The organism is Streptomyces pactum, assembly GCF_002005225.1.
Lineage (GTDB): Bacteria > Actinomycetota > Actinomycetes > Streptomycetales > Streptomycetaceae > Streptomyces > Streptomyces pactum_A.
On record NZ_CP019724.1, the window covers coordinates 3,567,432 to 3,591,019 of the forward strand.

Sequence of the window (23,588 nt, forward strand, 5' to 3'; positions counted from 1 at the left end):
GCGCGTCACGTTGAGCCTCCAGGCTGGTACGAAATCGTCACCTGTGCGGTCGACCGTCCCGGACGCCCGCCCGAGCACTTGTTCCTTCAACCGCCTCCGCACTCTCAACGACGGTCACTCGAAAGAGTTACGGGGCTGTGTGTCGTCTTCGGCACTCTACGTGAGGGGGCGGCCACGCAGCAGACATGCGCGTCGGACCCGCCCCGTTTCATCACAACCGGTGCCCCATTTAGCTGCTTTTCTTCCACTTCGCTGGTGTCTGCGGCTAGATTCGCAATGAGTCATATTTTCATCTCCTTAGATCGTAGTTGTACGGTCGTGGACACCGTATCCACCCAGATCGGCTACAAGGGGTCACGCAATGGCAGATTTCTCCCGCCTTCCCGGACCGAACGCGGACCTGTGGGACTGGCAGCTCCTGGCTGCGTGCCGCGGGGTGGACAGCTCGCTCTTCTTCCATCCGGAGGGCGAGCGCGGTGCGGCGCGGAGTGCTCGCGAGAACTCGGCCAAGGAGGTCTGCATGAGGTGCCCGGTCCGCGCCGAGTGCGCGGCGCACGCACTGGCGGTGCGTGAGCCGTACGGCGTGTGGGGCGGGCTGACCGAGGACGAGCGCGAGGAGCTCATGGGACGGGCCCGAAACCGCCTGGTGGCGGCGACGGCATCGGCGTCGGCCGGCGGGGAGGCGGCCGCACATCACTGAAGGAACGTTTCTTTATCGAGTTTCTTTATCGAGAGGTCCCGACACGCGCGATCGAGGGTCCCGACCCGCGCGGGTGCGGCGCCGCCGCGTGGGTGGTAGCGGCGCGTGGATGTACCCGTGCCCTCAGCACCCCGGCACCGGGGTGCGCCCGTGCTCTCAGCGCGCCGCCGACTGGCCTGCCCCCGCCCGGGCCAGCTCGTCCAGCGTCGCCGTCACCGCCGGCACCTGGGCCAGGTCGGGCAGGGTGAGCGCGACGATCTCCCGCCGCACCGCAGGCTCCAGCGTCACCGTGCGTACACCGCGGGGCCGTACGGACTCGACGGCGAGCTGGGGCAGGACGGCCACTCCCAGACCGGCCCCCACCAGGCCGGCGACCGCCGGATAGTCGTCGGTCGCGAAGTCGATGCGGGGCGTGAAGCCGGCCCCCTCACAGACCTCGACCAACTGCCCCCGGCACCGCGGGCAGCCCGCGATCCACGGGTCCCGGGCCAGCTCCCCGATGGCCACCGAACCGCCGGGTTCGGTGCGCGCGAGCCGGTGCCGTTCGGGCACCAGGGCCACGAGGCGGTCGGTCAGCAGCGGCCGTACGACGAGGTCGTCCCACTCCTCCGCGCCGGCCGCGCCCTCGTAGCGGAAGGCGAGCGCCACGTCGCAGTCGCCCTCGCGCAGCAGCTCCACGGACTTCGGCGGCTCGGCCTCCTCCAGGAAGACCCGGGTGCCGGGGTGCGCGGCTCGCAGCGCGGCCAGGGCGGACGGTACGAGGGTGGAGCTGCCGCTGGGGAAGGAGACCAGCCGGACCCGGCCGGCGCGCAGCCCGGCGATGGCGGCGACCTCCTCCTCGGCAGCGGTCAGCCCGGCGATGATCCCGGCGGCGTGCCGCACCAGTGCCTCACCGGCCTGGGTCAGCCGCATCTCGCGCCCGGTGCGCACGAGCAGGGGGGTGCCGACGGAGGCCTCCAGGGCCTTCATCTGCTGGCTGACGGCGGGCTGGGTGCAGCCCAGCTCGCGTCCCGCGGCGGAGAACGAACCGGTCGATGCCACGGCGCGCAGGACACGGAGATGACGAGCCTCGATCACGCTTCCGAGGATAGGCGACGATAAGCGACCCTTTGACCGGGCGCCGAATAACGCGTCGACGCTTTGATGACGATTGTCCTACCGTTCCGCCATGAAGCTTCTCTCCGTCAACGTGGGCCGTGCCAGGGCCGTGCCGTACACGGACCACCCCGAGGGCGTCACCGGCATCGACAAGCGGCCGGCCGACGGGACCGTCCGGGTGACGGCGCCGGGGCCGAAGGGGGCCGGGGCGAGCGGGCTGGCCGGGGACACGGTGTGCGACACACGCCATCACGGCGGCGCCGACCAGGCGGTGTACGCCGTGGCACGGGAGGACCTCGACGACTGGGAACGCGAGCTGGGCCGCCCGCTGCCGAACGGCGCGTTCGGCGAGAACCTCACGACGACGGGCCTGGACGTCTCCGGCACCCTGATCGGCGAGCGCTGGCGGATCGGCCCCGACCTGGTGCTGGAGGTGACCAGCGGCCGTATCCCCTGCCGTACCTTCCAGGGCCACCTGGGTGAGCGGCGGTGGGTGAGGCGCTTCACGGAGAAGGGCGCGCCGGGCGCGTACCTGCGGGTGATCGAGCCCGGTGCGATACGGGCGGGCGACGCCGTCGAGATCGTGCACCGGCCCGCCCACGAGGTCACGGTGGCGTTGCAGTTCCGCGCCGTGACGACCGAACGGGAGCTGCTGCCGCTCCTGCTCGCGGCGGGTGAGGCGCTGCACCCGGAGGCGTTGGCGGCGGCGCGGAAGTACGTGGAGGCGTACGGCGCCTGAGCGAAACGGATCTGCTCGGTCCGGCCCCATAACCTTGCGCCATGACAACGGCATTGATTACGGGATCGACGGCGGGCATCGGCGCCGCGTTCGCGCGGCGGCTGGCGGCCGGCGGACATGACCTGGTGCTGGTGGCCCGCGACACCAAGCGGCTGCGCGAACAGGCGACCGAACTGCACGACCGGCACGGCATCGAGGCGGAGGTCCTGACGGCCGACCTGGCCACGGACACCGGCATCGAGGCGGTGGCCGCCCGGCTGGGTGAGCGCAGGAGCCCCGTCGACCTGCTGATCAACAACGCCGGCTTCGGCAACAAGGGCCGCTTCCTCGACGTCTCGATGGCCGACGAGCTGACGATGCTCAAGGTGCACTGCGAGGCGGTGCTCCGGCTGACCTCGGCGGCGACGGCGGCGATGCGGGAGCGGGGGCGCGGCGGCGTGGTCAACGTGGCCTCGGTCGCCGCCTTCGTCCCGCGCGGCACCTACGGCGCGTCCAAGGCGTGGGTCGTGCAGTTCACGCAGGGTGTGGCGAAGGACCTGGCCGGCAGCGGCGTACGGCTGATGGCCCTGTGCCCCGGCTTCGTGCGCACGGAGTTCCACGAGCGGGCCGGGATGGGCACGGACAACATCCCCAACTGGATGTGGCTGGACGCTGACAAGCTCGTCACCGCGGCGCTGGACGATCTCGCGCGGGGGAAGTCCCTGTCGATTCCCGACCCGCGCTACAAGGCCCTGATGGGCGCCGCGAAGCTGGTGCCGCGGGGGATGCTGGGCGGGATCACGTCGCGGACGGGGCGGAAGTACGGGCCGCGGTAGGGGGCGCGAGCCGCGCCGCACACCTCCCTCCTCGGCGGCGGGCTTGCCTGAACGGTCCGGCACGGCCACGTACTTGTCGAGCATGACCAGGACGTGCGGCGTCACCGCCGTCTCGGAGAATCCGCTCTCGTAGAGGCGGCTGAGGTGGGTCGCCGCCAGCCCCAGCCACGCAGTGGTCTGCTCGCCCGCCTCCCACTCGCCCGCGCTGTCCTGGATCGCGGCTTGGACGGTCTTCCCGAACGTGCCCACCAGGGCGGCGGGGGGCTGTACGAGGGCCGGTGGGGGAATGTCACGGACGGCGAGCTGCCGTTCGACGCGTACGTATGGCCGCGGCAGGCCTGCCGCCGGACTGCGAGTTGCCCGAGGCGGATGGGGCGCCTTCCTCACCGGTGCGGCAGCCACAGGATTCTTCCGGCGGGAGGTGCTTGCGCCACGGTTCTGCGACCGCGCACCGTCCCGCTTGCGCTGCCGAGCGCGGTCGCCGACGGAGACGGTCGGCTACCTGTCGAGTTCGGCCCAAGGTCGGCGGTGAGCCATCCGGACAGCCGGCCAAGAGGGCCGCCACCGTCGAAAAAATCACCGGCCAGGTCGACGCGGTAGGACCATCGCCCCCATTCCGAGCGGGCTGCGTACCTCTGCCCGATCCTGCGCAGGGTGGCTCTCATCCTCTCGTACGGCACTTGCCGTCCGTCCAGGCTGTACGACGTTCGCCGCCGTGCGGCCTCGATGGCGAGCGCGATCCTGTGCACGGGCGTCGGGGCCGCGGTCTCCCGCAACGACACGATGCCGACCCACCGGTTCATGGCCCTCCCCCACGGAGCCGCGGCCCATACCGCACCGGCGCGCGTCGCCGCGCTCCCTTCCGGTGTCCGGTTGGTTCCCTGGCCCCTTCGTTCTCCCCAGCCCCGCACGGTCTCCACACCGCCGGAGCGAGTGATCCCCAGGTGACCGTCCGGCCAGCGTGATCGGTGGACGACGCGGCGTGAACGGTCTCGGCGGACTTGATCGTCCGGCAGGGCCCTGGTCGGGCCGGGTGACATCGAGCGAGCACGGCCAGAGCGGCACCCGTGCGGTCTGAGTGAAGGGAGGCGGTGAGGACTCGAGTCACTGTGCCGCGGCGATCCTGCGACGAATCGCCTCGAGCCATCCTTGCAGGGACATCCCTCGCGGCGGCAGGAGGTCTGCCAGCCCAACCACCCGTCAGGTTGGAAGAGGTTCCGTGGTAGAGGTGCGTCGAACCTGGTCACGGGGCATCGAAATTGGTCACGGCTAGCGCCTTGTCCACCCGAGCGGCGGCCAAGTCGTCGTGGCGGATCACAAAACTCGTGTAGTACTCCTCGTAGACCCGCGCTTCACTGGCGAGCGATATCCATTCGCTCGTCAGCCGGTGCTTCTCCTTCTCCAGGTGGGAATACCATTTCGCGATCGGGACGGCTGGGATCTCGCCTGCCTTCTCGCGTCCCGCGAGGGTCTGCTCCGCAATGCTGTTGATCACCTCGTCATCGGCATACCCGCCGATGACAACGCCAGCGCCAGATGGCCAGAGGTCGTGGGCCAGGTCCCGAAGTTTGTTCAGGTGCGGCAGGTCACGCTCCATGTATCGGACCAACTGCTGCTGGAAGGGCGACATGTCCTCCCAATCGAGATCCTCCCAGTACTCGTGCCAGTCATCGTCCTCGTCGCCCTCCTGGAGCCAAAGGGGCAGTTCGGCTCTGAGCTCGGCGCTGACGTCGAGCTGCTCGCGGACACCCACGGAGCCGGGGGCTTCCGCGACCGCGGTTTCGGTGCCGTCCGGTACATATACGACTCGCGCGTACCTCCCGGAACTGTCCTCATGGTCCATCTCCTGGTCCACGAAGAAGAGCAGCGTCCCGTCCTCCGGCAGGTCGAATCCGTCGACTCTCGGCAGCGCCCCACAATCGACGGAAAAGAGCAACGGCAACGGACTGTCCCCGGCGGACGGCCACTTCATGCCCACCGGCAGCCGGGGCAACCCACCGAACTGCCCGACCGGAGAACCACCGCCCACCCCGGACAACCCGATCGACAAACGAAGGTGCTGGGTGAATCTGCTGACCTCGTCGTCCGGGATGCCCAACTCAAGCGCTGCCCGACGAAACTCTCCCTGATGATCCATGCCCGAGAAGATAACCCTTTCCAACGCGACTGAACCATCGGGGTGTTGGTGGGCATTGGCTGTACGTGGTGGAGCTAGCGGCTGGTCACCTTGGATCATCCCAGCGGATCCGGCTCCAGGAAGCCGCACATCTCCAAGGCGGGGTTACGCATGCCCTCTCCGGGAGCGTGATCAGTCCTGACTTCGAAGTGTCACCCGTCGTCAGGGAATGGATGGTGCAGCCCCCTGTCAGTTGGACATGAGGTTCCACGTGCTTGGCCGAGACCGTCAGATCTCGTTCCAAGGAACACCAGGCTCGGGCACCGTTCCACCCACGGGAGTCTTCCGCCGGCTCTGCCGAAAACACATCGAGTCCATCGCCGCCCCCCGTCGTCGCCGGGAGTGAGGTTGGAAAAGGCTCATTCCCTTGGTCAACGGCGGTTCCAAGGACCCGGCGGGCTCTGGGTCACCCAACAGCTCGTCTCCAGCGTGCCCTTGGGCGACGCCGAAGCCGTCAAGCTGCTCGCCCAGATGCCCCTGGGGCCGCCGGGACGACCACCACCGAACGCGTGGCGCCGCCGCAGCTCGCACCGGGGCATCGTTGTCCGGCCGTCGGTCAGCCGGCCACCCCGCCCACCGACGGTTATCCACCGCAAGACCTTGAAGGAAACACCTCCAACCAACCCCCCAAGCCCCCCGCACCGCCCCGAGCCGGACCGGACGCGCAGGCCCCGCAGCCGGACGACGACGCACCCCCCGAGCCCCAGCTCACCGCAGCTCGCTCCCTCGTCGACGCCTTCCCCGCCCTCTCCCCCGACCTGCGCCACATCCCCCGCGCCATGCGCCCCGAGCTGACGCGCCTCACCGCCCGCTGGCTGGCCGCCGGTCACCCGCCCACCGCCGTCCGCACGCACATCCTGCGCGGCCTGCCCGACGACGGCACCCCCGTCCACCGCCCCGGCGGCCTCCTACGCCACCTGCTCCGCGACGTACCGCCGTCGCCATCGCCACCCGCACCGGCTGACCGGCCCGCCACCTCGGCGCCACCGCACCCCGACGACCGCCCCGCCCGGCAGCAACCCCCGGGCCCACGCCTCTCCCACCGCCTCGCAGGCACCCGCGAATGCGCGGGCGACCATGTGCAACCGCTGCTCTTCAGGCCCGTGGCGGACGAGACCCACTGCCCGCGTTGCCGCTGACCGCAAGGGTTTCCCCCGGAGACCGTGAACCGCCCCGTGTCGGTTCGAGGTGTCGCTCATCCACGGACTGCAAGACGGTCGCTACGTAGAGCGAACCACGGCACTCGCGGGTACGACCACCCACCTGGACGCCCCGTTCCCGATCGCGATCGATCCGGCTGACCTCTCGCGGCAGTAGAGCACCGGGGAGACGAGGCAGCGCGGAACTGCCCACGTTGCCGCTGACGGCGGGCAGGGTTCAGCCGGCGACCCGGGGCACGCCGCCCTTGCGGCCCACGCCGAAGGCGATGCGGTAGACGTCCGGCAGGTCGATGCGGCCGTCGCGGCGGCGGCGCATCACGCCCAGGCCGATCAGTTCCTCGATCAGCAGTTTCTGGTCCTCCGGACAGCGAGGGCCGGTCCGCACCTTGATCTCGTCGTCGTTCTGGGGCTCGTAGCGCTCAGTGGTGCTGCTCTGAGTTCACCGGCACGGCACGGTTCTCAGGGCTCATGTCACTCGGACGGCCCAGCTCTGGTGCACGCGGTGCACGCACGGGATCGTCACCCGAACGTGTGGTCCATTCCGGTCCCGCCCCGGCCGAGGCGGCGGGAAACGTAGCGTCAGGTGGCTGCGCCCACGCAGCGGGTGGGGCAGGCAGACAGGCAGGGGAAAGGGGCATCGGGTGAGCGCGGGCACGGGTGACCGGGGCGGACTGTTCGTCGACGGCGCCGACAGCGGGCGTGAGAGCAGGGGTGGTCCGGGCCGGGGGGCGGTGGCCGGCGGGGGGACGGTGATGTTCTCCGACGCCCCCGGCGTCGGTGGGTCGCCGTCGACGGTTCCCGCCTCGGGGCGCCCCGGTGCGGCCGATGCCGGGGCTGCTTCCGTCCCGCGTGCTCGGCCCGCCCCGCGTCCCCGGGCGGGCGGTGTCCCTGCCGGGCCCCTGGGTTCGGGGCGGTGGGGGAAGATCGCGCAGCGGATCGTGCCGGACGACCTCCAGCCCGATGTACTGCGCCTGGAGCTGACCGAACTCGGGGACGCATTCCGCGCGTATCAGCGGCGCCCCGAACCGGACCTCGCCGTCCTCGCCGAACTCCACGACCGCAAGGCCCGCGCGTTCGCGTTGTGGGCCGACGTCACCGACGACGCGTCCCTGTGGGAGGAGGCCGTACGTGCGGAAGCGGCGGCGCGGACCACCCGCGAGATGAACGCCAACCGCCTCGGCATCGAGGTGGACGGGGACGGACCGGTCGTCGACCGGTTGCTGACCCGGGGCCAGGGCGCTCACGCCCGTGGCGTGCTGGAGTACGTCCGGGCCCACGCCCCGCTCCCCGGGGCCGAGGCGCGGCTCGCGGTGCTCATGCTCACCCTGCGGGCCGCGCGCGCCGGCACCGGGAACGTCACCGGACAGGATCTCAGCGGCTGGTTGCAGGGCGATGCCGAGCGGGTGATCCAGGAACTCGCCGACGTCGGCTGGCTGCGTCTGCCGGAGGGGGTCGACGCCGCCGACGCGCTGGACTCCCGGCCCGAGGAACCCACCCAGGTCACCGTGCCCTCGCTGCTGCCCGCCGAGCCGCGCCCGATCCCCTTCGGCAAGATCACTCGGGCGCGGCTGTCGGGGTGGGCGCAGAAGGTGGTGGGAGACCGGAAGCTGCGGAAGAAGAAGGCGGGCGCCGCCACCCGGCTCCTCGCCGTGTACACCGCCGCCCACAGCCGTCCCGACGGGCGGCTCGGTGAGCGGGTCGGTGAGCGGGTCGAAGGCGCCGCGGGCGACGGTGTCGGCCTGGACGCGGTCGCCTCGTTCTGTGGCCTACGGCCCGAGGATGTCGCCGAGCACGCCGAGGTGCTGGTCGCCGCCGGCTGGCTCGCGGACGCCTCCGCCGCCGGGGGCAGGCTGCGGGGGCGGCTAGGCGCGCGGGTCCTGCCGCTGAGCGGGCTGGTGTGACCGGCCACCCCGACAGACGGCGCACCGACCGCTACAGATGGCGGCCGTAGGGCCGAATCACCTGGTCAGGCAGGCCACCGGAGCGGGATCTTCGAGGCAGGACCACCGCTTCCACCGGCGTCACCTCCTTCGCGGCGTTGGCCGCGTCGCCGTGACTGAAGCTCGTCCAGCAGCTCCTGCAGCGCAACGCCGACGCCGCCGTGGGCCGGCTGATCCCCCTCGGCGACCTGTGGGACGTGCTCGTCGACGGCACGGGCGCCGCCTTCACCGACCGGCTCAAGCGCGAGTCGGAGGCCGCCGTGAAGTTCTACGCCAAGGCGCGCACCCACCTGCTCGGCAAGTACGGCTCCGACACCCACACCGACTTCCTGGCCGACCACCGTTCGTCAGGACGCTGCTGCTGGGCGCGCTCGCTCCCGACGTGCCCGCGCTGCGCCGGCTGACGGGCGCACGGCTCGCGGCCCTCAACCACGGCTCGGTGCGCTCGCGGACCGTGCCCGCCGGGGACGTCGTCGTACGGCGGATGCGGGACCTGCGCGACGACGTGACCGCGCCGCCGTGGCGGACGGCGGTGGCGGACGCCGGGACGGGGCGCACCCTGCCCGAAGTGGACCCCGACGCGGTCCGCGGCCTGAAGTTCGCCGAAGCCCTTCCTCCGCGCCTGGCGGAGGCCACCCTCGCGGCGCGCCTGACGGATGAGGAAGGCGCCCGAGCGGCTCTCGCGGAGCCTGTGCGTTCGTCAGGGGAACAGCCCCGTAGGGAGCGCGTCGCCACACCCGGCGACGAGCTCCGCCGGGCGGACGCGCACCCGGTGCCGTGAACGCACGGTGCCCAGCACCCCCGTAGGGGTACTGGGCACCGTCGGCTCGGTCGGCCGGGCTCAGCTCAGCGCAGCGCTCAGTGGGCGTGGCCGTGGCCGTGGCCCGCGGCGGCCGGCTCTTCCTCTTCCTTCTTCTCGACGACCAGGGTCTCGGTCGTCAGGAGGAGGGAGGCGATGGAGGCCGCGTTCTCCAGGGCGGAGCGGGTGACCTTCACCGGGTCGATGACGCCGGCCTTGACCAGGTCGCCGTACTCGCCGGTGGCGGCGTTGAAGCCCTGGCCCTTGTCGAGCTCGGCGACCTTGGAGGTGATGACGTAACCCTCCAGGCCGGCGTTCTCGGCGATCCAGCGCAGCGGCTCGACGGCGGCGCGGCGGACGACCGCGACACCGGTGGCCTCGTCGCCGGTCTTGCCGAGGTTGCCCTCGAGGACCTTGACGGCGTGGACCAGCGCGGAGCCACCACCGGAGACGATGCCCTCCTCGACCGCGGCGCGGGTCGCGGAGATGGCGTCCTCCAGACGGTGCTTGCGCTCCTTCAGCTCCACCTCGGTGGCGGCGCCGACCTTGATCACGCACACGCCGCCGGCCAGCTTCGCGAGGCGCTCCTGGAGCTTCTCGCGGTCCCAGTCGGAGTCCGTGGCCTCGATCTCGGCCTTGATCTGCGCGATGCGGCCGTCGACCTCGTCGCGCTTGCCGGCACCGTCGACGATCGTGGTGTCGTCCTTGGTGACGGTGATGCGGCGGGCGGTACCGAGCACCTCGAGGCCGACCTGGTCGAGCTTGAGGCCGACCTCCTCGGAGATGACCGTGGCGCCGGTGAGGACGGCCATGTCCTGCAGCATCGCCTTGCGGCGGTCGCCGAAGCCGGGGGCCTTGACGGCCACCGCGTTGAACGTGCCGCGGATCTTGTTCACGACGAGGGTGGAGAGCGCCTCGCCCTCGAGGTCCTCGGCGATGATCAGCAGCGGCTTCGAGGCGTTGGCCTGGATGACCTTCTCCAGCAGCGGCAGCAGGTCCGCGATGGAGGAGATCTTGCCCTGGTTGATGAGGATGTACGGGTCCTCGAGGACGGCCTCCATGCGCTCCTGGTCCGTCACGAAGTACGGCGACAGGTAGCCCTTGTCGAAGGCCATGCCCTCGGTGAAGTCCAGCTCCAGACCGAAGGTGTTGGACTCCTCGACGGTGATGACACCGTCCTTGCCGACCTTGTCCATCGCCTCGGCGATGAGCTCGCCGACCTGCTGGTCCTGGGCGGACAGCGCGGCCACGGCGGCGATGTCGGACTTCTCGTCGATCGGGCGCGCGGTGGCGAGGAGGTCCTCGGACACGGCGGCGACGGCCGCGTCGATGCCCTTCTTCAGCAGCGCCGGGGAGGCGCCGGCGGCGACGTTCCTCAGGCCCTCGCGGACCAGTGCCTGGGCCAGCACGGTGGCGGTGGTGGTGCCGTCACCCGCGATGTCGTTGGTCTTGGTCGCCACCTCCTTCACGAGCTGGGCGCCGAGGTTCTCGTACGGGTCCTCGATCTCGACCTCGCGGGCGATCGTGACACCGTCGTTGGTGATGGTGGGGGCGCCGAACTTCTTGTCGATGACGACGTTGCGGCCCTTGGGGCCGATCGTCACCTTCACCGTGTCGGCAAGCTTGTTGACGCCGCGCTCGAGGGCGCGACGGGCGTCCTCGTCGAACTTCAGGATCTTCGCCATGGGAGCGTGAGCCCTCTTCCGGAAATTTTGGGGTTCTACGGCACTGCGCCCCCGACACCCGGCTTTTTATGGACGCGGGAGCCAGGGGCGCAGCTGGAAAGCAAGGTGCTTCGGTGAACTACTTCTCGACGATCGCGAGCACGTCGCGGGCCGAGAGGACGAGGTACTCCTCGCCGTTGTACTTCACCTCGGTGCCGCCGTACTTGCTGTAGAGCACGACGTCACCGACGGTGACGTCGAGCGGAAGACGGTTGCCGTCCTCGAAGCGGCCCGGGCCCACGGCCAGGACGACGCCCTCCTGGGGCTTCTCCTTGGCGGTGTCCGGAATGACCAGGCCCGAAGCCGTGGTCTGCTCGGCGTCGAGCGGCTGGACCACAATGCGGTCCTCGAGCGGCTTGATGGCAACCTTGGAGCTGGTGGTCGTCACGATCCGACCTCCCCCTTCGGAGATCTCACGGGGTTAACTGTCTGAGGTGGCGACCAGGTGGATCCGTCGTCGCGGGTGCCGGACCTGCCCGTCGCGTAGTTGGCACTCTCCAGTGGGGAGTGCCAGGTCCGAGACTATGACCGCGATTAGCACTCGGTCAAGCGGAGTGCCAATGCCGGCGGCGCGTCGGCGGTATTTCGGCGCAAGCGGGGGGTCCGCGGGCTGCCGCCCCCGGCATCGAGAAGTCAGAGGTAGTCCCCCAGGCGTCCCACCCGCAGCCCCTGCTCCTCGATCTCCGCCAGCAAACGTTCCGTGCGGGCACTCAGGCCCAGGCCCGTCGGGTGGTCCGGGGCGACGGACACGATGTCGCCGGGGTGGAGGCGGGCGTTGCCGCGGGTGTAGGTGAGGTCGCCGCCGGGGTTCAGGACCGCCCGCCACAGGACGACCGCCGTGATGCCGCAGTCGGCGGCGGCGCGCAGGGTGGTGGTGTCGTACCTGCCGTGGGGCGGGCGGAAGAGATGCGGGCGGACGCCGAAACGGGATTTGAGCTTGGTCTGCTGGCCGCAGATCTCGGCGCGCTGGCCGGCGTAGGGCAGGCCGCGCAGGGAGCGGTGGTCCAGGGTGTGGTTCTGCAGGCTCGCGCCGACCGAGCGGAGCCGGGCGAAGTGGCCGTACGCCGGTCCGGCGACGGTGTCGGTGAGGAACAGGGTGACCGGGAGCCGGTGTGCGCGGACCAGGTCGGCGAAGTGCGGGTCGCGCTCGGCGCTGTCGTCGAAGGTGAGGAAGACGACCCGGTCGGTGGTGCGGACGTGGTCCACGACGGGCGGCAGGTTCTGACCCCGGTAGCTGCCCTGAGCGGGCTCTCCGGCCGCCGGCTGCTGCGCGGGGCCGGCTGACTGGGCGCAGCCGGTGAGCAGTACGGCGGCCAGGGCGGCCCCGGCGGGCCGGAACCGCCCGCGCCTCACAGGTAGTCCTCCAGCCGGGCCACGGCGTATCCCTCGGCGGTGACCTTGTCGAGGAACTCGCGCACCATGTCGCGCATGGTGCCGCCCCAGTCGTCCTCGCCCCGGAAGTGGGTGAGGACGATGTCGCCGGGGTGGATCTCCCGGTCCCACTCGCGGTAGTCCCAGTGGTCGGCGAAGACCTCCTCGTTCCAGATCGGGGCGTACTCGATGCCACAGGCCTTCGCCGCGCGCAGGGTGTCGCGGTCGTAGTTGCCGTAGGGCGGGCGGAAGACGGTGGGGCGCTTGCCGTAGCGCTTCTCGATCACGTCCTGCATACCGCAGATCTCGCGCTTCTGCTCGGCGTAGGACAGGCCGGGCAGGTAGGGGTGGTGGAGGGTGTGGTTGTTGAGGGTGACGCCTCTGTCCTGCATCTTCTTGAAGTAGCCGTAGTCCTCCTTCGCCAGGTAGTCGCTGAGGAAGGCGGTGTACGGGATCTTCAGCTCGCTCATCATCCGCAGGAACGCCGGGTCCTTCTCGGCGCCGTCGTCGATGGTGAGGAAGACGATCTTCTCCTTGGTCGGGATCGAGGTGAAGACCGGCGGGAGGTTCTTCTGGCCGGTCACCTCGAAGCCTTCGCGCGCCTTGATCTCCGGCTTGCGGGCCGGGGGCGGCGGGGCCGTCAGCGGGACCTTCTTCAGGTTCCAGCGCTTGGCGGCGGCGACCCGGGCGGCCTGGGCCGCGCGCAGCTTGGACGCGTAGGCGTCGAGCGCTCGGGCCGGGGGCGCCTGGAGGGGCTGCCGGCCGGCGGCGCCCCGCACCTCGGAGGCGTCCTGCGCACAGCCGGAGGCGAGGGCGGCGACGGCGAGCGCGGCGACACCGCCGCGCATCCGGAGCCCTGGTGAAGACGCCCGGAACACCCTGACCGCCCGGCTTTTGTCATTTTGTACGACTGCTCGCATGGTGCCGGATCCTCGCAGTCCCCGGCCGCCGAACCCGGCCCGACACCGCGCCGCAGGCACACCATCCACCGACTGGCCCACAATGTTCCGGTGAACGACCTCGACGCCCTCCTCGCCCTGCTCACCCCCGAGGGCCGCGCCCTCCTCGACGAGGTGCGCGACACCGACCCGGCGCGGGAACTCGCGGTCGCCACCCGGCTGCGGCGGGCGCACCCCGCCGAGCTGGTGTCGGCGGCCCTCGGACAGGCGCGGCTGCGGCAACGGGCGGCGGCGAAGTTCGGGGCCGAGGACGCCGGGCGCATGTTCTTCACGCCCAACGGGGTCGAGCAGTCGACGCGGGCGAGCGTGGCCGCGTACCGGGCCGGGCGGATGTCGGTCCTGGGCGTGACCTCGGTCGCCGACCTGTGCTGCGGGATCGGGGGCGACGCGATCGCGCTGGCCAGGGCCGGGATCCGGGTGCTGGCCGTGGACCGGGACCCGGCGACGGCCGCCGCGGCCCGCGCCAACGCCGAGGCCCTGGGGCTGGCTGAGCTGATCGAGGTGCGCGAGGCGGATGTGACCGAGGTGGACACGAGTGGGTACGACGCCGTGTTCGTCGATCCCGCGCGGCGGGGCGGGCGGGGCCGCGTCTTCGACCCCGAGGCGTACTCGCCGCCGCTGTCCTGGGCGGTCGCGGCGGCCCGTACGGCCTCCCGCGCCGCCGCGCTGAAGGTCGCGCCGGGCATTCCGCACGAGGCGGTGCCGGACGGCGCCGAGGCGGAGTGGATCTCGGACGGCGGGGACGTGAAGGAGGCCGTCCTGTGGTTCGGCACCGCGCCGGGGACGGTGCGGGCCACGCTGCTGCCGGGGCCCCGCACCCTGCTCGGCACCGGCCTGCCCGACCCGGGGGTCCGCACGCCCGGCCGGTACCTGTACGAGCCGGACGGCGCCGTCATCCGTGCCCATCTGGTCGCCGAGGCCGCCGAGCGGGTCGGCGGCGGGCTGCTGGACGCGACCATCGCCTACGTCACCGCGGACGAGCTGGTGCCGACGCCGTACGCCAGGGCGTACGAGATCACCGACCGGATGCCCTTCAACGTGAAGAAGCTGAAGGCGTTGCTGCGGGAGCGCCGGGTGGGCGTCCTGACCGTGAAGAAGCGGGGCTCGGCGGTCGAGCCGGAGGAACTGCGGCGGAAGGTCAAACCCCAGGGGCCGAACGCGGCGACGGTGTTCATGACCCGGGTCGCGGGGGCGCCGACGATGCTGATCGGGCACCCGGTGCGCTAGCGGTCTAGATCACCAGCGGGGCGGTCACGGGCGGTCGGCGGTCGAGGGCGCGGGGTGCTCGGCGGGCGCGGGCGGTCGCGGGCGGGCGCGGGCGCGGGCGGACGCAGACGCTCGGCGGACGGCGGACGGCGGGCGCGGGCACTCGGCGGACGGCGGGCGCGGGCACTTGGCGGACGGCGGGCGCGGGCGGCGGGCACGGGATGCTCAGCCGTCGCGGGCGCGGGGTGCTCAGCGGGCGCGGGCGCGGGCGGACGCAGACGCTCGGCGGACGGCGGACAGCGGACGGCGGGCGCGGGCACTCGGCGGTCGGCGGGCGCGGGCGGCGGGCGCGGAATGCTCAGCCGTCGCGGGCGGACGCAGACGGACGGCGGACGGCGGACGGCGGGCGCGGGCACTCGGCGGGCGCGGGCGGCGGGCGGCGGGCGCGGGATGCTCAGCCGTCGCGGGCGCGGGGTGCTCAGCGGGCGCGGGCGGACGCAGACGCTCGGCGGACGGCGGACAGCGGACGGCGGGCGCGGGCACTCGGCGGTCGGCGGGCGCGGGCGGCGGGCGCGGAATGCTCAGCCGTCGCGGGCGGACGCAGACGGACGGCGGACGGCGGACGGCGGGCGCGGGCACTCGGCGGGCGCGGGCGGCGGGCGCGGGCACTCGGCGGGCGCGGGCGGCGGGCGCGGGATGCTCAGCGGGCGCGGGCGCGGGGTGCTCAGCGGGCGCGGGCGCGGGCGCGGGCGGGCGCAGACGCTCGGCGGACGGCGGACGCGGGGCGCGTGCCCGAAGGCGTCGGGCTCCGGGCGCGGGGCGCAGCGGGCAGACCGCGCGACCGGCGCGGGTGTCAGGCGGGGCGGGCGGCACGGCTCGCACGCCTCAGCCGCACTCCCGCGCCCGGCGCGCAAGCAGCTCGCGTTCGCGCTCGTTGCGTGCCAGGGCGGCGGCGCGCTCGAACTCCGTCCGCGCCTGGGCCGTGCGGCCCAGGCGGAGCAGGAGGTCGCCGCGGACGCTGGGGAGCAGGTGGTAGTCGCTCAGGGCCGGTTCGGCGGCGAGGGTGTCGACGAGGGCGAGCGCCCGGGCCGGGCCCTCGGCCATCGACACGGCGACCGCTCGGTTGAGTTCGACGACCGGGGACGGGGCGCGGGCCGCGAGCAGGCCGTAGAGCGTGGCGATGCGCGGCCAGTCGGTCTGCTCGTACGTGTACGCCGTCGCGTGGCAGGCGGCGATCGCGGCCTGGAGGGCGTACGGGCCCGGGGCGCCGGAGCCGGAGCCGGCGTGGGCTCGGCCGAGGGCGGTGATGCCGCGGGCGATGAGCATGCGGTTCCAGCGGCTGCGGTTCTGGTCCTTGAGGAGCACCGGCGCGCCGTCGGGGCCGGTGCGGGCCGCGGTGCGGGACGCCTGCAACTCCAGCAGCGCCGTCAGGCCGTGGACCTCGGGTTCCTTCGGCATCAGCGCGCTGAGTACCCGGGCCAGGCGCAGGGCGTCCTCGCACAGGGCCGGACGGAGCCAGTCGTCGCCGGCGGTCGCCGCGTAGCCCTCGTTGAAGATCAGGTAGATGACCTCCAGGACCGAGCCGAGGCGGGCCGCGCGGTCCGGGCCGTAGGGCACCTCGAAGGCGACGTTCTTCGTGGCCAGGGTGCGCTTGGCGCGCACGATGCGCTGCGCGACCGTCGGTTCCGGGACCAGGAAGGCGCGGGCGATCTCGGGCGTGGTGAGGCCGCCGAGCAGGCGGAGGGTGAGGGCGATGCGGGCCTCGGCGGACAGCACCGGGTGGCAGGCGGTGAAGACCAGCCGCAGCAGGTCGTCGTCGATGTCGTCGACTCCGGCGGGCTCCTCGGGCGGTGCCGCCTCGGTGGGCAGGTCCCGGCCGATCTCCGCCAGCTTGCGGGCGTAGTTCTCGCGGCGCCGGATCAGGTCGACGGCGCGGCGCCGGGCGGTGGCCATGAGCCAGGCGCCAGGGTTGTCGGGCACCCCGTCCCGGGGCCACTGCTCCAGGGCGGCGACCAGGGCGTCCTGCGTGAGTTCCTCGGCGAGGCCGACGTCCCGCACGAGGCGGGCGACGCCGGCGATGACGCGGGGCGACTCCAGGCGGAAGACGGTCTCGAGGGCCTCGGTGGGCTGTGGTTCCACAGCCCACCATGCAACACCCTCGGGGCCCGCGGGGCGAAACTCGGTCAGCCCTCCATGAGCTCCCGCACCTCGCACGTGACCGTCCAGTACTCCTCGTGCGTCTTCAGGAAGCGCTTGGTCCACTCGATCGCCTCGGCCTTGTCCTTGGCCTGCAGCAGCGAGTAGCCGCCGATGACCTCCTTGGACTCGGTGAACGGCCCGTCGGTGACGGACAGCCGCCCGCCCTCGTAGTGGACGCGGGTGCCCTGGGCGGTCGGGGTCAGACCGGCGGTGTCGAGCAGGACGCCGGCCTTCGTCATCTCGTCCATCAGCTTCTCCATGCGCTCCACCAGCTCGGGGCTGGGGCCGCCGGAGAGGGCGTCGCTCTCCTCGATCCGGATCAGCGACAGGTAGCGGGGCATGATGACTCCTCGGGGTGGGTCGGGGACCGGGTCCGTCCCGGCCTCTCACCCCATGCGTCGAACGGGAGGCACACGGATCGACACACGCCCCGGGATTTTCCGGAGATTTCTCAGCGCAGCGATTTCCACAGGTCACCGGCGTCCGGCTGCCGTGCCACCACCCGGTTGGCGTCCCGGGGCGCCGGCAGGACCGGCATCGTCACCGTGCGCACGTCGGCCGCCGACAGGCCCCCGAGACTGCGGCCGAGGCTCATCAGCTCGCCCAGGGAGTCCAGGCCGGTGTCGGTGGTGAGGCTTCCGGTGACCGCGTCGGTGACCTGGTAGAGCCGTGCGGGGTCGGTGAGCAGGTCGGTGGCGGAGATCTGCTCCAGCAGCGCCTTCATCAGCTTCTGCTGGAGCTCTATGCGGGCGAGGTCGCTGCCGCCCGCCAGTCCGTACCGGGTGCGGGCCAGGCCGAGGGCCTCGGTGCCGTCGAGGTGGTGGGTACCGGCGTCCAGGTGCAGGTGGCTCTTGTCGTCGTCGATGTCCACGTCCGTGGTGACCGTGACCCCGCCGAGGGCGTCGACCAGCTTGGCGAAGCCGGAGAAGTCGATCTCGATGTAGTGGTCCATGCGGACCCCGGTCATCGATTCGACGGTCTTGACCGCGCAGACCGGACCGCCCAGGGCGTAGGCGGTGTTGAACATCGCGCCGCTCGCCTCCCGGGTCTCACCGCCGGACGGCAGCGGGCAGGACGGGCGGGTGACGAGCGTGTCGCGCGGGATGCTGACGACGGTGGCGGCGGTCCGGCCCGCGTCGAGGTGGACGACCATCGCCGTGTCCGAGCGGGCGCCCTCGCTGTCGCCGCCGCCGAGTTCCTGGTTCTCCTCACCGCCGCGCGAGTCCGAGCCGAGGACCAGGAGGTTCAGGGCGCCGGCGGGCGCGGAGGGCGGGGCGGAAGGGGCCGTGACCGGCCGCGCGGGGCGGTCGTCGCCGAGCGCTCCGTCGATGTCGACGCTTGTGATGTTGCCGTTGAGATGCCAGTAGGCCCAGCCCGCCGCGGCGGCCCCGAGCAGCAGGGCACCGACCAGGGCGAGGCCTGCCGCCCTCAGCCCCCTGGAGCGCCCACCCGGCCCGCCCCGCGCTGCCATGCGTCCGCCCCCGCCCTTGCCCGTCCCGTTCGCGTCCCCACCCGAATGCCCCATCGGGAGGAACATAAGTCCGAATTGTTGGGAGTGGACCTACGCGGGTCGTGATTCTGCGGAAATTCTCAGACTTCGAAGGCCGACGAAGGACTCGGGAAACGGGGAGGAAGAAGCGGGAGGATGCAGGAGCGGCAGAGGGCGGCGGAGGGGAGCCGTGGGGCGGAGGGGAAGCAGGACGGCAGAAGGGGAGCAGGGCGGCAGAAGGGGAGCAGGGCGGCAGAGGCGGAGCAGGGCGGCAGAAGGGGAGCAGGGCGGCAGAAGGGGAGCAGGGCGGCAGAGGCGGAGCAGGGCGGCGATCGGGCTCGTCAGACGGCCGGAGGCGCCCCCGTGCTGCTGCGCACCTCCAGGCTCGTGGCCAGCTCCACCCGGGTCGCCGCCGCGGAGCCGTCGTCGCGCCCGAGGTCCAGGACCAGCCGGGCCGCCGCCTCGGCCATCTCCATGAGCGGCTGCCGTACGGTCGTCAGCGGCGGCCCCACCCAGCGGGCCACCGGCAGGTCGTCGAACCCGACCACGCTCAGGTCCTGCGGGATGCGCAGACCCAGCTCGCGCGCGGCCTCGTACAGCCCGAGCGCCTGGAGGTCGTTGCCGGCGAAGACGGCGGTGGGCCGGTCGGGGCGGCGCAGCAGCGCCAGGCCCTGCCGGTAGCCGGCCTCGTGGTGGAAGTCGCCGGTCATGATCAGGTCCGGGTCGACGGGCAGCCCGGCCGTCTCGAGGGCGGCCCGGTAGCCGTCCATGCGGGCGCGGCTGCACATCATCCGGGTGGGTCCGCTGATCGCGCCGATGCGGGTGTGGCCGAGGTCGACCAGGTGCCGGGTGGCGGCGAGTCCGCCCTGCCAGTTGGTGGCGCCGATGGACGGCACGTCGGCGCCCGGGTCGCCGGCCGGGTCCATCACCACGAAGGGGATGGAGCGGCTGGTGAGCAGCGCCCGCTGGGACTCGTCGAGGCCGGACAGGACGAGGATCACGCCGTGCGGACGGCGGGCGGCGACCTGGTCGGCCCAGGTCCGGCCGGGGGTGAGGCGCCCCGCGCTCTCGGAGAGCACGACGCTGAGCCCCGCGTCCCGCGCCACGTTCTCCACGCCGCGGATGACCTCCATCGCCCAGGCGCTCTCCAGCTCGTGGAAGACCAGGTCGATCAGGGGGGAGCGGGTCGACTCGGCCCGCCGGCGCCGGTAGCCGTGCGCGCGCAGCAACTCCTCGACGCGGGCCCGGGTCGAGGGGGCGACGTCGGCGCGGCCGTTGAGCACCTTCGAAACAGTCGGCGCCGACACGCCGGCCTCTCGCGCGATCTCGGCGAGGGTGGCGGTCTGCGCGGACCGCTTTTGCGTCCTGGTTTCGGCGGGCTGCGGGGATGTCATGACTGCGATCGTATCCCTGCGGGCTCTCCTGACGAAGCCTTCAGCAACCCATATCTATTCGGAACATTCGCGCCTGGCGACGAAACATTCGCCAGACGGACTGCGGCACCGGCCGGGCGCCAGGGCCGCGGTGATAACCGCGGCCCCGGCGCGGTGATCACCGTGCGGGACCGGCCGGGCGGGCGGGTCACCGCGGCGGCGGCCGGCGACGGGGAACGCGGGGATCGCGGCCTCCCGGGTCAGTCCCCGTCCACCGACTCGAACCGCCACCGGTGCACCGCCCTGGCGGCCAGGTCCCCGTCCGGTTCGGGCAGTTCCGGCAGTTCGGCGTCGTAGGCGGCGGCCCACCAGGTGATGACGAGGACGCGGTCCTGCGGAGCGCGCAGGGTCTCCCGGCGCAGCGGGGTGCCGTCGAGCGGTTGCGCCCGTGCCCAGGCCAGCAGATCCGCGCCCCGGCCGGGCACGGCCCGTGCCTCCCACATCAGCGCGACGGTCACGAGTACAGGTTCTCCTTGCTCACTTCGTGGATGTGATCGTGGCCGTGGTGGCTGCGGGTGTGGCCCTGTCCCGGCACGTGCGGTTCCGTCACCGGCAGGGAGGAGTCGGCCGAGAGGTCCCAGTCGGAGGCGGCCCGGTCGCGGGCGACCATCTCGGCGCCGAGCGCGGCCACCATCGCGCCGTTGTCCGTGCAGAGCTTGGGCCGCGGCACGCGCAGCCGGATGCCGGCCGCCTCGCAGCGCTCCTGGGCCAGGGCGCGCAGCCGGGAGTTGGCGGCCACGCCACCGCCGATCATCAGGTGGTCGACGCCCTGGTCCTTGCAGGCCCGCACCGCCTTGCGGGTCAGCACGTCCACGACCGCCTCCTGGAAGGAGGCCGACACGTCGCGCACCGGCACCTCCTCCCCCGCCGCCCGCCTGGCCTCGATCCAGCGGGCCACGGCCGTCTTCAGCCCGGAGAAGGAGAAGTCGTACGCCGGGTCGCGCGGGCCGGTGAGGCCACGCGGGAAGGCGATCGCGTTCGGATCACCCTCGCGGGCGTACCGGTCGATGACGGGGCCGCCGGGGAAGCCCAGGTTCAGCACACGGGCGATCTTGTCGAAGGCCTCGCCGGCCGCGTCGTCGATGGTGGCGCCCATCGGGCGGACGTCGGAGGTGATGTCGGTGGAGAGCAGCAGCGAGGAGTGACCGCCGGAGACCAGCAGCGCCATCGTCGGCTCGGGCAGCGGGCCGTGCTCCAGTTGGTCGACGCAGATGTGCGAGGCGAGGTGGTTGACGCCGTACAGCGGCTTGCCGAGGGCGTAGGCGTACGCCTTCGCCGCCGAGACGCCGACCAGCAGGGCCCCTGCCAGGCCGGGCCCCGCGGTGACGGCGATGCCGTCGAGGTCGCGGGCGCTGACCCCCGCCTCCTTCAGGGCGCGGTCGATGGTGGGGACCATCGCCTCCAGGTGGGCGCGGCTGGCCACCTCGGGGACCACGCCGCCGAAGCGGGCGTGCTCGTCGACGCTCGAGGCGACGGCGTCGGCCAGCAGGGTGGTGCCGCGGACGACACCGACGCCGGTCTCGTCGCAGGAGGTCTCGATCCCCAGCACGAGAGGCTCGTCGCGTGAGTCAGCCATGGTTGTCGGTTCCTCGCTCGGTTCCCGGTACGGAGGTGGAAGGGTCGGTCAGGCGCATCACCAGGGCGTCGACGTTCCCCGGCTGGTAGTAGCCGCGCCTGAAGCCGATGGGCTCGAAGCCGAAGCGCTCGTACAGCCGCTGGGCGCGGGTGTTGTCCACCCGGCACTCCAGCAGCACCTCGGCGCACTCGAAGGCGGTCGCCGCACGCAGCAGTTCGGTCAGCAGCCGCGCGCCGAGGCCGGTGCCCCAGTGGTCGCGGGCGACGGCGATGGTCTGCACGTCGGCCTGCTCCCCCGAGGTGACCAGGCCCGCGTAGCCGACGAGCCGGCCGTCCGCCTCGGCGACCAGGTACCGCCGGGTCGCCCCCGGGCCGCGGGCGTGGGCCAGCTCGGACCAGAACATCCCCCGCGACCAGGCGTCCTCCGGGAACAGCTCCCGCTCCATCCGGAGCACGGGGTCGATGTCCCACCAGCGCATCTCGCGCAGTACGGCAGTGGCTGACTCGGTCACTTGGGGGTGACCACCTTGTAGTTCTTGGGGACCTGGGCGTCGGGCCGGCGCAGGTACAGCGGCCGGGGCGCGGGCAGTTCCCCGCCCGCCGCGAGCTGCTCCGCGGCCAGGCACGCGAGGGCGGCCGCGGACACGTGCTCGGGCTCGTGCGCCTTCGGGAAGGTGTCCGGGTACAGCAGCGCGCCCGCGCCGACGGCCGGGAGTCCGGCCACCCGCTCGGCGATGTCGGCGGGACGGTCGACCGCGGGGTCGGTGAGGCGGGTGCGGGAGTCGGCGTACCGGGCCCAGTAGACCTCCTTGCGGCGGGCGTCGGTCGCCACCACGAAGGGGCCCTCCAGGTCGGCGGCGTAGGCGAGGCCGTCCAGCGTGCACACGCCGTGCACGGGCACGCCGAGTGCCAGGCCGAAGGTGTCCGCGGTCATCAGGCCGACGCGCAGCCCCGTGTACGGGCCGGGACCGGTCCCGGCGACGATGCCGGTGACGGCGTCGAGGCGCAGTCCGGCCTCGGCGAGCACCCGGTCGACGGCGGGCAGCAGCAGCTCACCGTGCCGGCGTGCGTCCACCTGGCTCGACGAGGCGATGACGTCCGTACCGTCGTGCAGCGCGACGGTCACGGCGGGCGTGGCGGTATCCAGAGCGAGCAAGAGCACGCAAACAGCCTACGGCGCCGCGGGGCCCGCGTCGGACGCCCGGTCGGCGGGCAGGCCCCGGCACTCCGTGTCGCACAGCGTGTTCACCAGGTCACGGACTGCTACGGTCGCCGGAAACGGACACACCAGTACGACGACGAGGTGGTCGCCAGTGGCAAGCAGCAGCGCCGGTTTCGTCACCGGTCTCACCGCCGCGGCCCTCGCGACGATCGGCGTCCTCGGCTACCAGGCGTCCGCAAGCGCCCCGGCCGACACCGGCCGGGCGCGCGTGAGCGGCACGCCAGCCCCCGGCGCCTCCAAGGCCCCCCGTGACCGGCGGCACCCCGACGCCCTGCCCGCGGGCTCCGGAAGGGGCGAACGGGTGGTGTACTCGGTGGACGACGACCGCGTGTGGCTGGTCGGCGCGGACAACAAGGTCCAGCGCACCTTCCGGGTCACGCCCAGCACGGTCGACCCGGCGCCGGGCACCTACGCGATCACGTCCCGCTCGAAGCAGGTCACCGGGTCCGACGGCATCCCGGTCGAGCACGTCGTGCGCTTCACCAGCGTCGAGGGCGTGGTCATCGGGTTCAGCGCGGCGGTGAACGGATCGACGGCGAAGCCGGACCCGGACGAGCGCACCGGCGGCATCCGGGAGACCCGCGCGGACGGCGACGCGATGTGGCGGTTCGCGACGATCGGGCAGCGGGTCGTCGTCGTTCCCTGAGACGCCGGGACCAACGCGTCACATGAGCCTCATGCCTCGCAGGCAGCCCCTGCCGTCACACGGATCGTCCGGCCCGGCTCCGTCCGCCCGCCCGGTCCGCCCGGTCCGTCCGGTCCGTCCGGTCCGCCCGGTCCGCCCGGTCCGCGCCGGTCAGGCGGCCTCGCGGTGCTCCTGGACGGGGCGGTGTCGCGCCTCCGGCTCGGGCGGGCGCGGCGGTGTCGAGACCGCCTTCGCGGCGGCGCAGGACGCGAGCAGGTCGTGCATGGACACCCCGGCGAGCGCGGGCGACCGTGGCCTCTGCGGGGCCCGCGGCTGCGGATCGGTCTCCGGCATGGAC

The 23,588-nt window shown here is 72.7% G+C and carries 25 protein-coding genes and 1 pseudogene; 9 read left to right on the forward strand and 17 right to left on the reverse strand.

Features of this window, described 5'->3' with window-relative positions; all coding sequences use genetic code 11:
• Window positions 1–361 precede the first annotated feature (361 nt).
• Entirely contained in the window at window positions 362–700 is a 339-nt protein-coding gene (locus B1H29_RS14585) for a WhiB family transcriptional regulator (protein ID WP_055418309.1), read from the forward strand.
• Between the two features lie 156 nt (window positions 701–856).
• Here B1H29_RS14585 and B1H29_RS14590 read toward each other — a convergent pair whose 3' ends face one another.
• Window positions 857–1,777, reverse strand: a complete 921-nt coding sequence (locus B1H29_RS14590) for a LysR family transcriptional regulator (protein WP_055418310.1) — start codon at window positions 1,775–1,777, stop codon at window positions 857–859.
• A 91-nt stretch (window positions 1,778–1,868) separates the two neighbouring features.
• Between B1H29_RS14590 and B1H29_RS14595 the strand changes: the two genes are divergently transcribed.
• Window positions 1,869–2,537 carry an MOSC domain-containing protein gene (locus B1H29_RS14595; protein ID WP_107095271.1) on the forward strand — a complete coding sequence of 223 codons (669 nt, stop codon included), beginning with the start codon at window positions 1,869–1,871 and terminating at the stop codon, window positions 2,535–2,537.
• Window positions 2,538–2,578: 41 nt separating this feature from the next.
• Window positions 2,579–3,352, forward strand: coding sequence for an SDR family NAD(P)-dependent oxidoreductase (locus tag B1H29_RS14600; RefSeq protein ID WP_055418312.1), 774 nt, complete (start codon window positions 2,579–2,581; stop codon window positions 3,350–3,352).
• Window positions 3,353–4,595: 1,243 nt separating this feature from the next.
• Here the strand turns inward: B1H29_RS14600 and B1H29_RS14605 are convergent.
• Window positions 4,596–5,489 (reverse strand): DUF1963 domain-containing protein, encoded by an 894-nt coding sequence (locus B1H29_RS14605; protein ID WP_055418313.1) that lies wholly within the window; start codon window positions 5,487–5,489, stop codon window positions 4,596–4,598.
• Between the two features lie 85 nt (window positions 5,490–5,574).
• Window positions 5,575–5,847: pseudogene (locus B1H29_RS39325) on the reverse strand (DUF6228 family protein); the annotation flags it as partial.
• 190 nt (window positions 5,848–6,037) lie between these two features.
• Here B1H29_RS39325 and B1H29_RS14610 point away from each other — a divergent pair.
• Window positions 6,038–6,667: a hypothetical protein gene (locus B1H29_RS14610; RefSeq protein WP_199832338.1), complete on the forward strand. Its 630-nt coding sequence runs from the start codon at window positions 6,038–6,040 to the stop codon at window positions 6,665–6,667.
• A 238-nt stretch (window positions 6,668–6,905) separates the two neighbouring features.
• Here the strand turns inward: B1H29_RS14610 and B1H29_RS38555 are convergent, their stop codons facing one another.
• Window positions 6,906–7,073: a hypothetical protein gene (locus B1H29_RS38555; RefSeq protein ID WP_199832339.1), complete on the reverse strand. Its 168-nt coding sequence runs from the start codon at window positions 7,071–7,073 to the stop codon at window positions 6,906–6,908.
• A 553-nt stretch (window positions 7,074–7,626) separates the two neighbouring features.
• On the opposite strand from B1H29_RS38555, the gene B1H29_RS14615 reads away from it, so the two are divergent.
• The 3 genes from B1H29_RS14615 (at window position 7,627) to B1H29_RS38845 (ending at window position 9,409) form a co-directional block, all read left to right on the forward strand.
• Window positions 7,627–8,589: a hypothetical protein gene (locus B1H29_RS14615; RefSeq protein WP_234393016.1), complete on the forward strand. Its 963-nt coding sequence runs from the start codon at window positions 7,627–7,629 to the stop codon at window positions 8,587–8,589.
• Between the two features lie 200 nt (window positions 8,590–8,789).
• A complete protein-coding gene (locus tag B1H29_RS38840; protein ID WP_055418316.1) occupies window positions 8,790–9,032 on the forward strand; it encodes a hypothetical protein in 243 nt (80 codons plus the stop codon).
• Complete coding sequence (locus tag B1H29_RS38845; RefSeq protein ID WP_055418317.1) at window positions 9,011–9,409, forward strand: hypothetical protein; 399 nt, start codon at window positions 9,011–9,013, stop codon at window positions 9,407–9,409. Before B1H29_RS38840 ends, B1H29_RS38845 begins: the two co-directional genes overlap by 22 nt.
• A 77-nt stretch (window positions 9,410–9,486) precedes the next feature.
• Here B1H29_RS38845 and groL read toward each other — a convergent pair whose 3' ends face one another.
• The 4 genes from groL to B1H29_RS14640 all read right to left on the reverse strand — a co-directional run bounded on the left by groL (window position 9,487) and on the right by B1H29_RS14640 (window position 13,370).
• Window positions 9,487–11,112, reverse strand: a complete 1,626-nt coding sequence (gene groL / locus B1H29_RS14625) for a chaperonin GroEL (protein ID WP_055418318.1) — start codon at window positions 11,110–11,112, stop codon at window positions 9,487–9,489.
• A 118-nt stretch (window positions 11,113–11,230) separates the two neighbouring features.
• Window positions 11,231–11,539, reverse strand: coding sequence for a co-chaperone GroES (groES, locus tag B1H29_RS14630; RefSeq protein WP_055418319.1), 309 nt, complete (start codon window positions 11,537–11,539; stop codon window positions 11,231–11,233).
• A gap of 245 nt (window positions 11,540–11,784) precedes the next feature.
• Complete coding sequence (locus tag B1H29_RS14635; RefSeq protein WP_055418320.1) at window positions 11,785–12,504, reverse strand: polysaccharide deacetylase family protein; 720 nt, start codon at window positions 12,502–12,504, stop codon at window positions 11,785–11,787.
• Window positions 12,501–13,370 (reverse strand): polysaccharide deacetylase family protein, encoded by an 870-nt coding sequence (locus B1H29_RS14640; protein WP_055418321.1) that lies wholly within the window; start codon window positions 13,368–13,370, stop codon window positions 12,501–12,503. The genes B1H29_RS14635 and B1H29_RS14640 overlap by 4 nt, the downstream gene beginning before the upstream one ends.
• Before the next feature lie 162 nt (window positions 13,371–13,532).
• On the opposite strand from B1H29_RS14640, the gene B1H29_RS14645 reads away from it, so the two are divergent.
• On the forward strand, window positions 13,533–14,708 hold the full coding sequence (locus B1H29_RS14645) for a class I SAM-dependent methyltransferase (protein ID WP_055418322.1): 1,176 nt from the start codon (window positions 13,533–13,535) through the stop codon (window positions 14,706–14,708).
• An 864-nt stretch (window positions 14,709–15,572) separates the two neighbouring features.
• Here B1H29_RS14645 and B1H29_RS14650 read toward each other — a convergent pair.
• From B1H29_RS14650 to tsaB, 8 genes are all read right to left on the reverse strand, one after another.
• The gene (locus B1H29_RS14650) at window positions 15,573–16,826 is read right to left on the reverse strand and encodes an RNA polymerase sigma factor (RefSeq protein ID WP_055418323.1); all 1,254 of its coding nucleotides are present in this window, start codon (window positions 16,824–16,826) and stop codon (window positions 15,573–15,575) included.
• Window positions 16,827–16,870: 44 nt separating this feature from the next.
• Window positions 16,871–17,227, reverse strand: coding sequence for a YciI family protein (locus tag B1H29_RS14655; RefSeq protein WP_055418324.1), 357 nt, complete (start codon window positions 17,225–17,227; stop codon window positions 16,871–16,873).
• Window positions 17,228–17,337: 110 nt separating this feature from the next.
• Window positions 17,338–18,357 carry an LCP family protein gene (locus tag B1H29_RS14660; RefSeq protein ID WP_055418325.1) on the reverse strand — a complete coding sequence of 340 codons (1,020 nt, stop codon included), beginning with the start codon at window positions 18,355–18,357 and terminating at the stop codon, window positions 17,338–17,340.
• 359 nt (window positions 18,358–18,716) lie between these two features.
• Window positions 18,717–19,769 carry a LacI family DNA-binding transcriptional regulator gene (locus tag B1H29_RS14665; RefSeq protein WP_055418326.1) on the reverse strand — a complete coding sequence of 351 codons (1,053 nt, stop codon included), beginning with the start codon at window positions 19,767–19,769 and terminating at the stop codon, window positions 18,717–18,719.
• Between the two features lie 239 nt (window positions 19,770–20,008).
• Complete coding sequence (locus B1H29_RS14670; RefSeq protein ID WP_055418327.1) at window positions 20,009–20,266, reverse strand: hypothetical protein; 258 nt, start codon at window positions 20,264–20,266, stop codon at window positions 20,009–20,011.
• Window positions 20,263–21,384: a tRNA (adenosine(37)-N6)-threonylcarbamoyltransferase complex transferase subunit TsaD gene (gene tsaD / locus B1H29_RS14675; RefSeq protein WP_055418328.1), complete on the reverse strand. Its 1,122-nt coding sequence runs from the start codon at window positions 21,382–21,384 to the stop codon at window positions 20,263–20,265. The genes B1H29_RS14670 and tsaD overlap by 4 nt, the downstream gene beginning before the upstream one ends.
• Window positions 21,377–21,862 carry a ribosomal protein S18-alanine N-acetyltransferase gene (gene rimI, locus B1H29_RS14680; RefSeq protein WP_055418961.1) on the reverse strand — a complete coding sequence of 162 codons (486 nt, stop codon included), beginning with the start codon at window positions 21,860–21,862 and terminating at the stop codon, window positions 21,377–21,379. The genes tsaD and rimI overlap by 8 nt, the downstream gene beginning before the upstream one ends.
• Window positions 21,863–21,891: 29 nt before the next feature.
• A complete protein-coding gene (gene tsaB / locus B1H29_RS14685; RefSeq protein WP_055418329.1) occupies window positions 21,892–22,545 on the reverse strand; it encodes a tRNA (adenosine(37)-N6)-threonylcarbamoyltransferase complex dimerization subunit type 1 TsaB in 654 nt (217 codons plus the stop codon).
• Between the two features lie 151 nt (window positions 22,546–22,696).
• On the opposite strand from tsaB, the gene B1H29_RS14690 reads away from it, so the two are divergent.
• A complete protein-coding gene (locus tag B1H29_RS14690; protein WP_055418330.1) occupies window positions 22,697–23,251 on the forward strand; it encodes a hypothetical protein in 555 nt (184 codons plus the stop codon).
• Between the two features lie 150 nt (window positions 23,252–23,401).
• Here B1H29_RS14690 and B1H29_RS14695 read toward each other — a convergent pair whose 3' ends face one another.
• A complete protein-coding gene (locus B1H29_RS14695; protein WP_055418331.1) occupies window positions 23,402–23,584 on the reverse strand; it encodes a hypothetical protein in 183 nt (60 codons plus the stop codon).
• Window positions 23,585–23,588: the final 4 nt, after the last annotated feature.

Bases quoted from the DNA above. Each gene is read 5' to 3' on its own strand.
- B1H29_RS14595 (WP_107095271.1), top strand. From the start codon at position 1,869: ATGAAGCTTCTCTCCGTCAACGTGGGCCGTGCCAGGGCCGTGCCGTAC.
- rimI (WP_055418961.1), bottom strand. From the start codon at position 21,862: ATGCGCTGGTGGGACATCGACCCCGTGCTCCGGATGGAGCGGGAGCTG.
- B1H29_RS14695 (WP_055418331.1), bottom strand. From the start codon at position 23,584: ATGCCGGAGACCGATCCGCAGCCGCGGGCCCCGCAGAGGCCACGGTCG.
- tsaD (WP_055418328.1), bottom strand. From the start codon at position 21,384: ATGGCTGACTCACGCGACGAGCCTCTCGTGCTGGGGATCGAGACCTCC.
- groL (WP_055418318.1), bottom strand. From the start codon at position 11,112: ATGGCGAAGATCCTGAAGTTCGACGAGGACGCCCGTCGCGCCCTCGAG.
- B1H29_RS14665 (WP_055418326.1), bottom strand. From the start codon at position 19,769: ATGACATCCCCGCAGCCCGCCGAAACCAGGACGCAAAAGCGGTCCGCG.
- B1H29_RS14585 (WP_055418309.1), top strand. From the start codon at position 362: ATGGCAGATTTCTCCCGCCTTCCCGGACCGAACGCGGACCTGTGGGAC.
- B1H29_RS14655 (WP_055418324.1), bottom strand. From the start codon at position 17,227: ATGCCCCGCTACCTGTCGCTGATCCGGATCGAGGAGAGCGACGCCCTC.
- B1H29_RS14600 (WP_055418312.1), top strand. From the start codon at position 2,579: ATGACAACGGCATTGATTACGGGATCGACGGCGGGCATCGGCGCCGCG.
- B1H29_RS14605 (WP_055418313.1), bottom strand. From the start codon at position 5,489: ATGGATCATCAGGGAGAGTTTCGTCGGGCAGCGCTTGAGTTGGGCATC.
- B1H29_RS14640 (WP_055418321.1), bottom strand. From the start codon at position 13,370: ATGCGCGGCGGTGTCGCCGCGCTCGCCGTCGCCGCCCTCGCCTCCGGC.
- B1H29_RS14660 (WP_055418325.1), bottom strand. From the start codon at position 18,357: ATGGCAGCGCGGGGCGGGCCGGGTGGGCGCTCCAGGGGGCTGAGGGCG.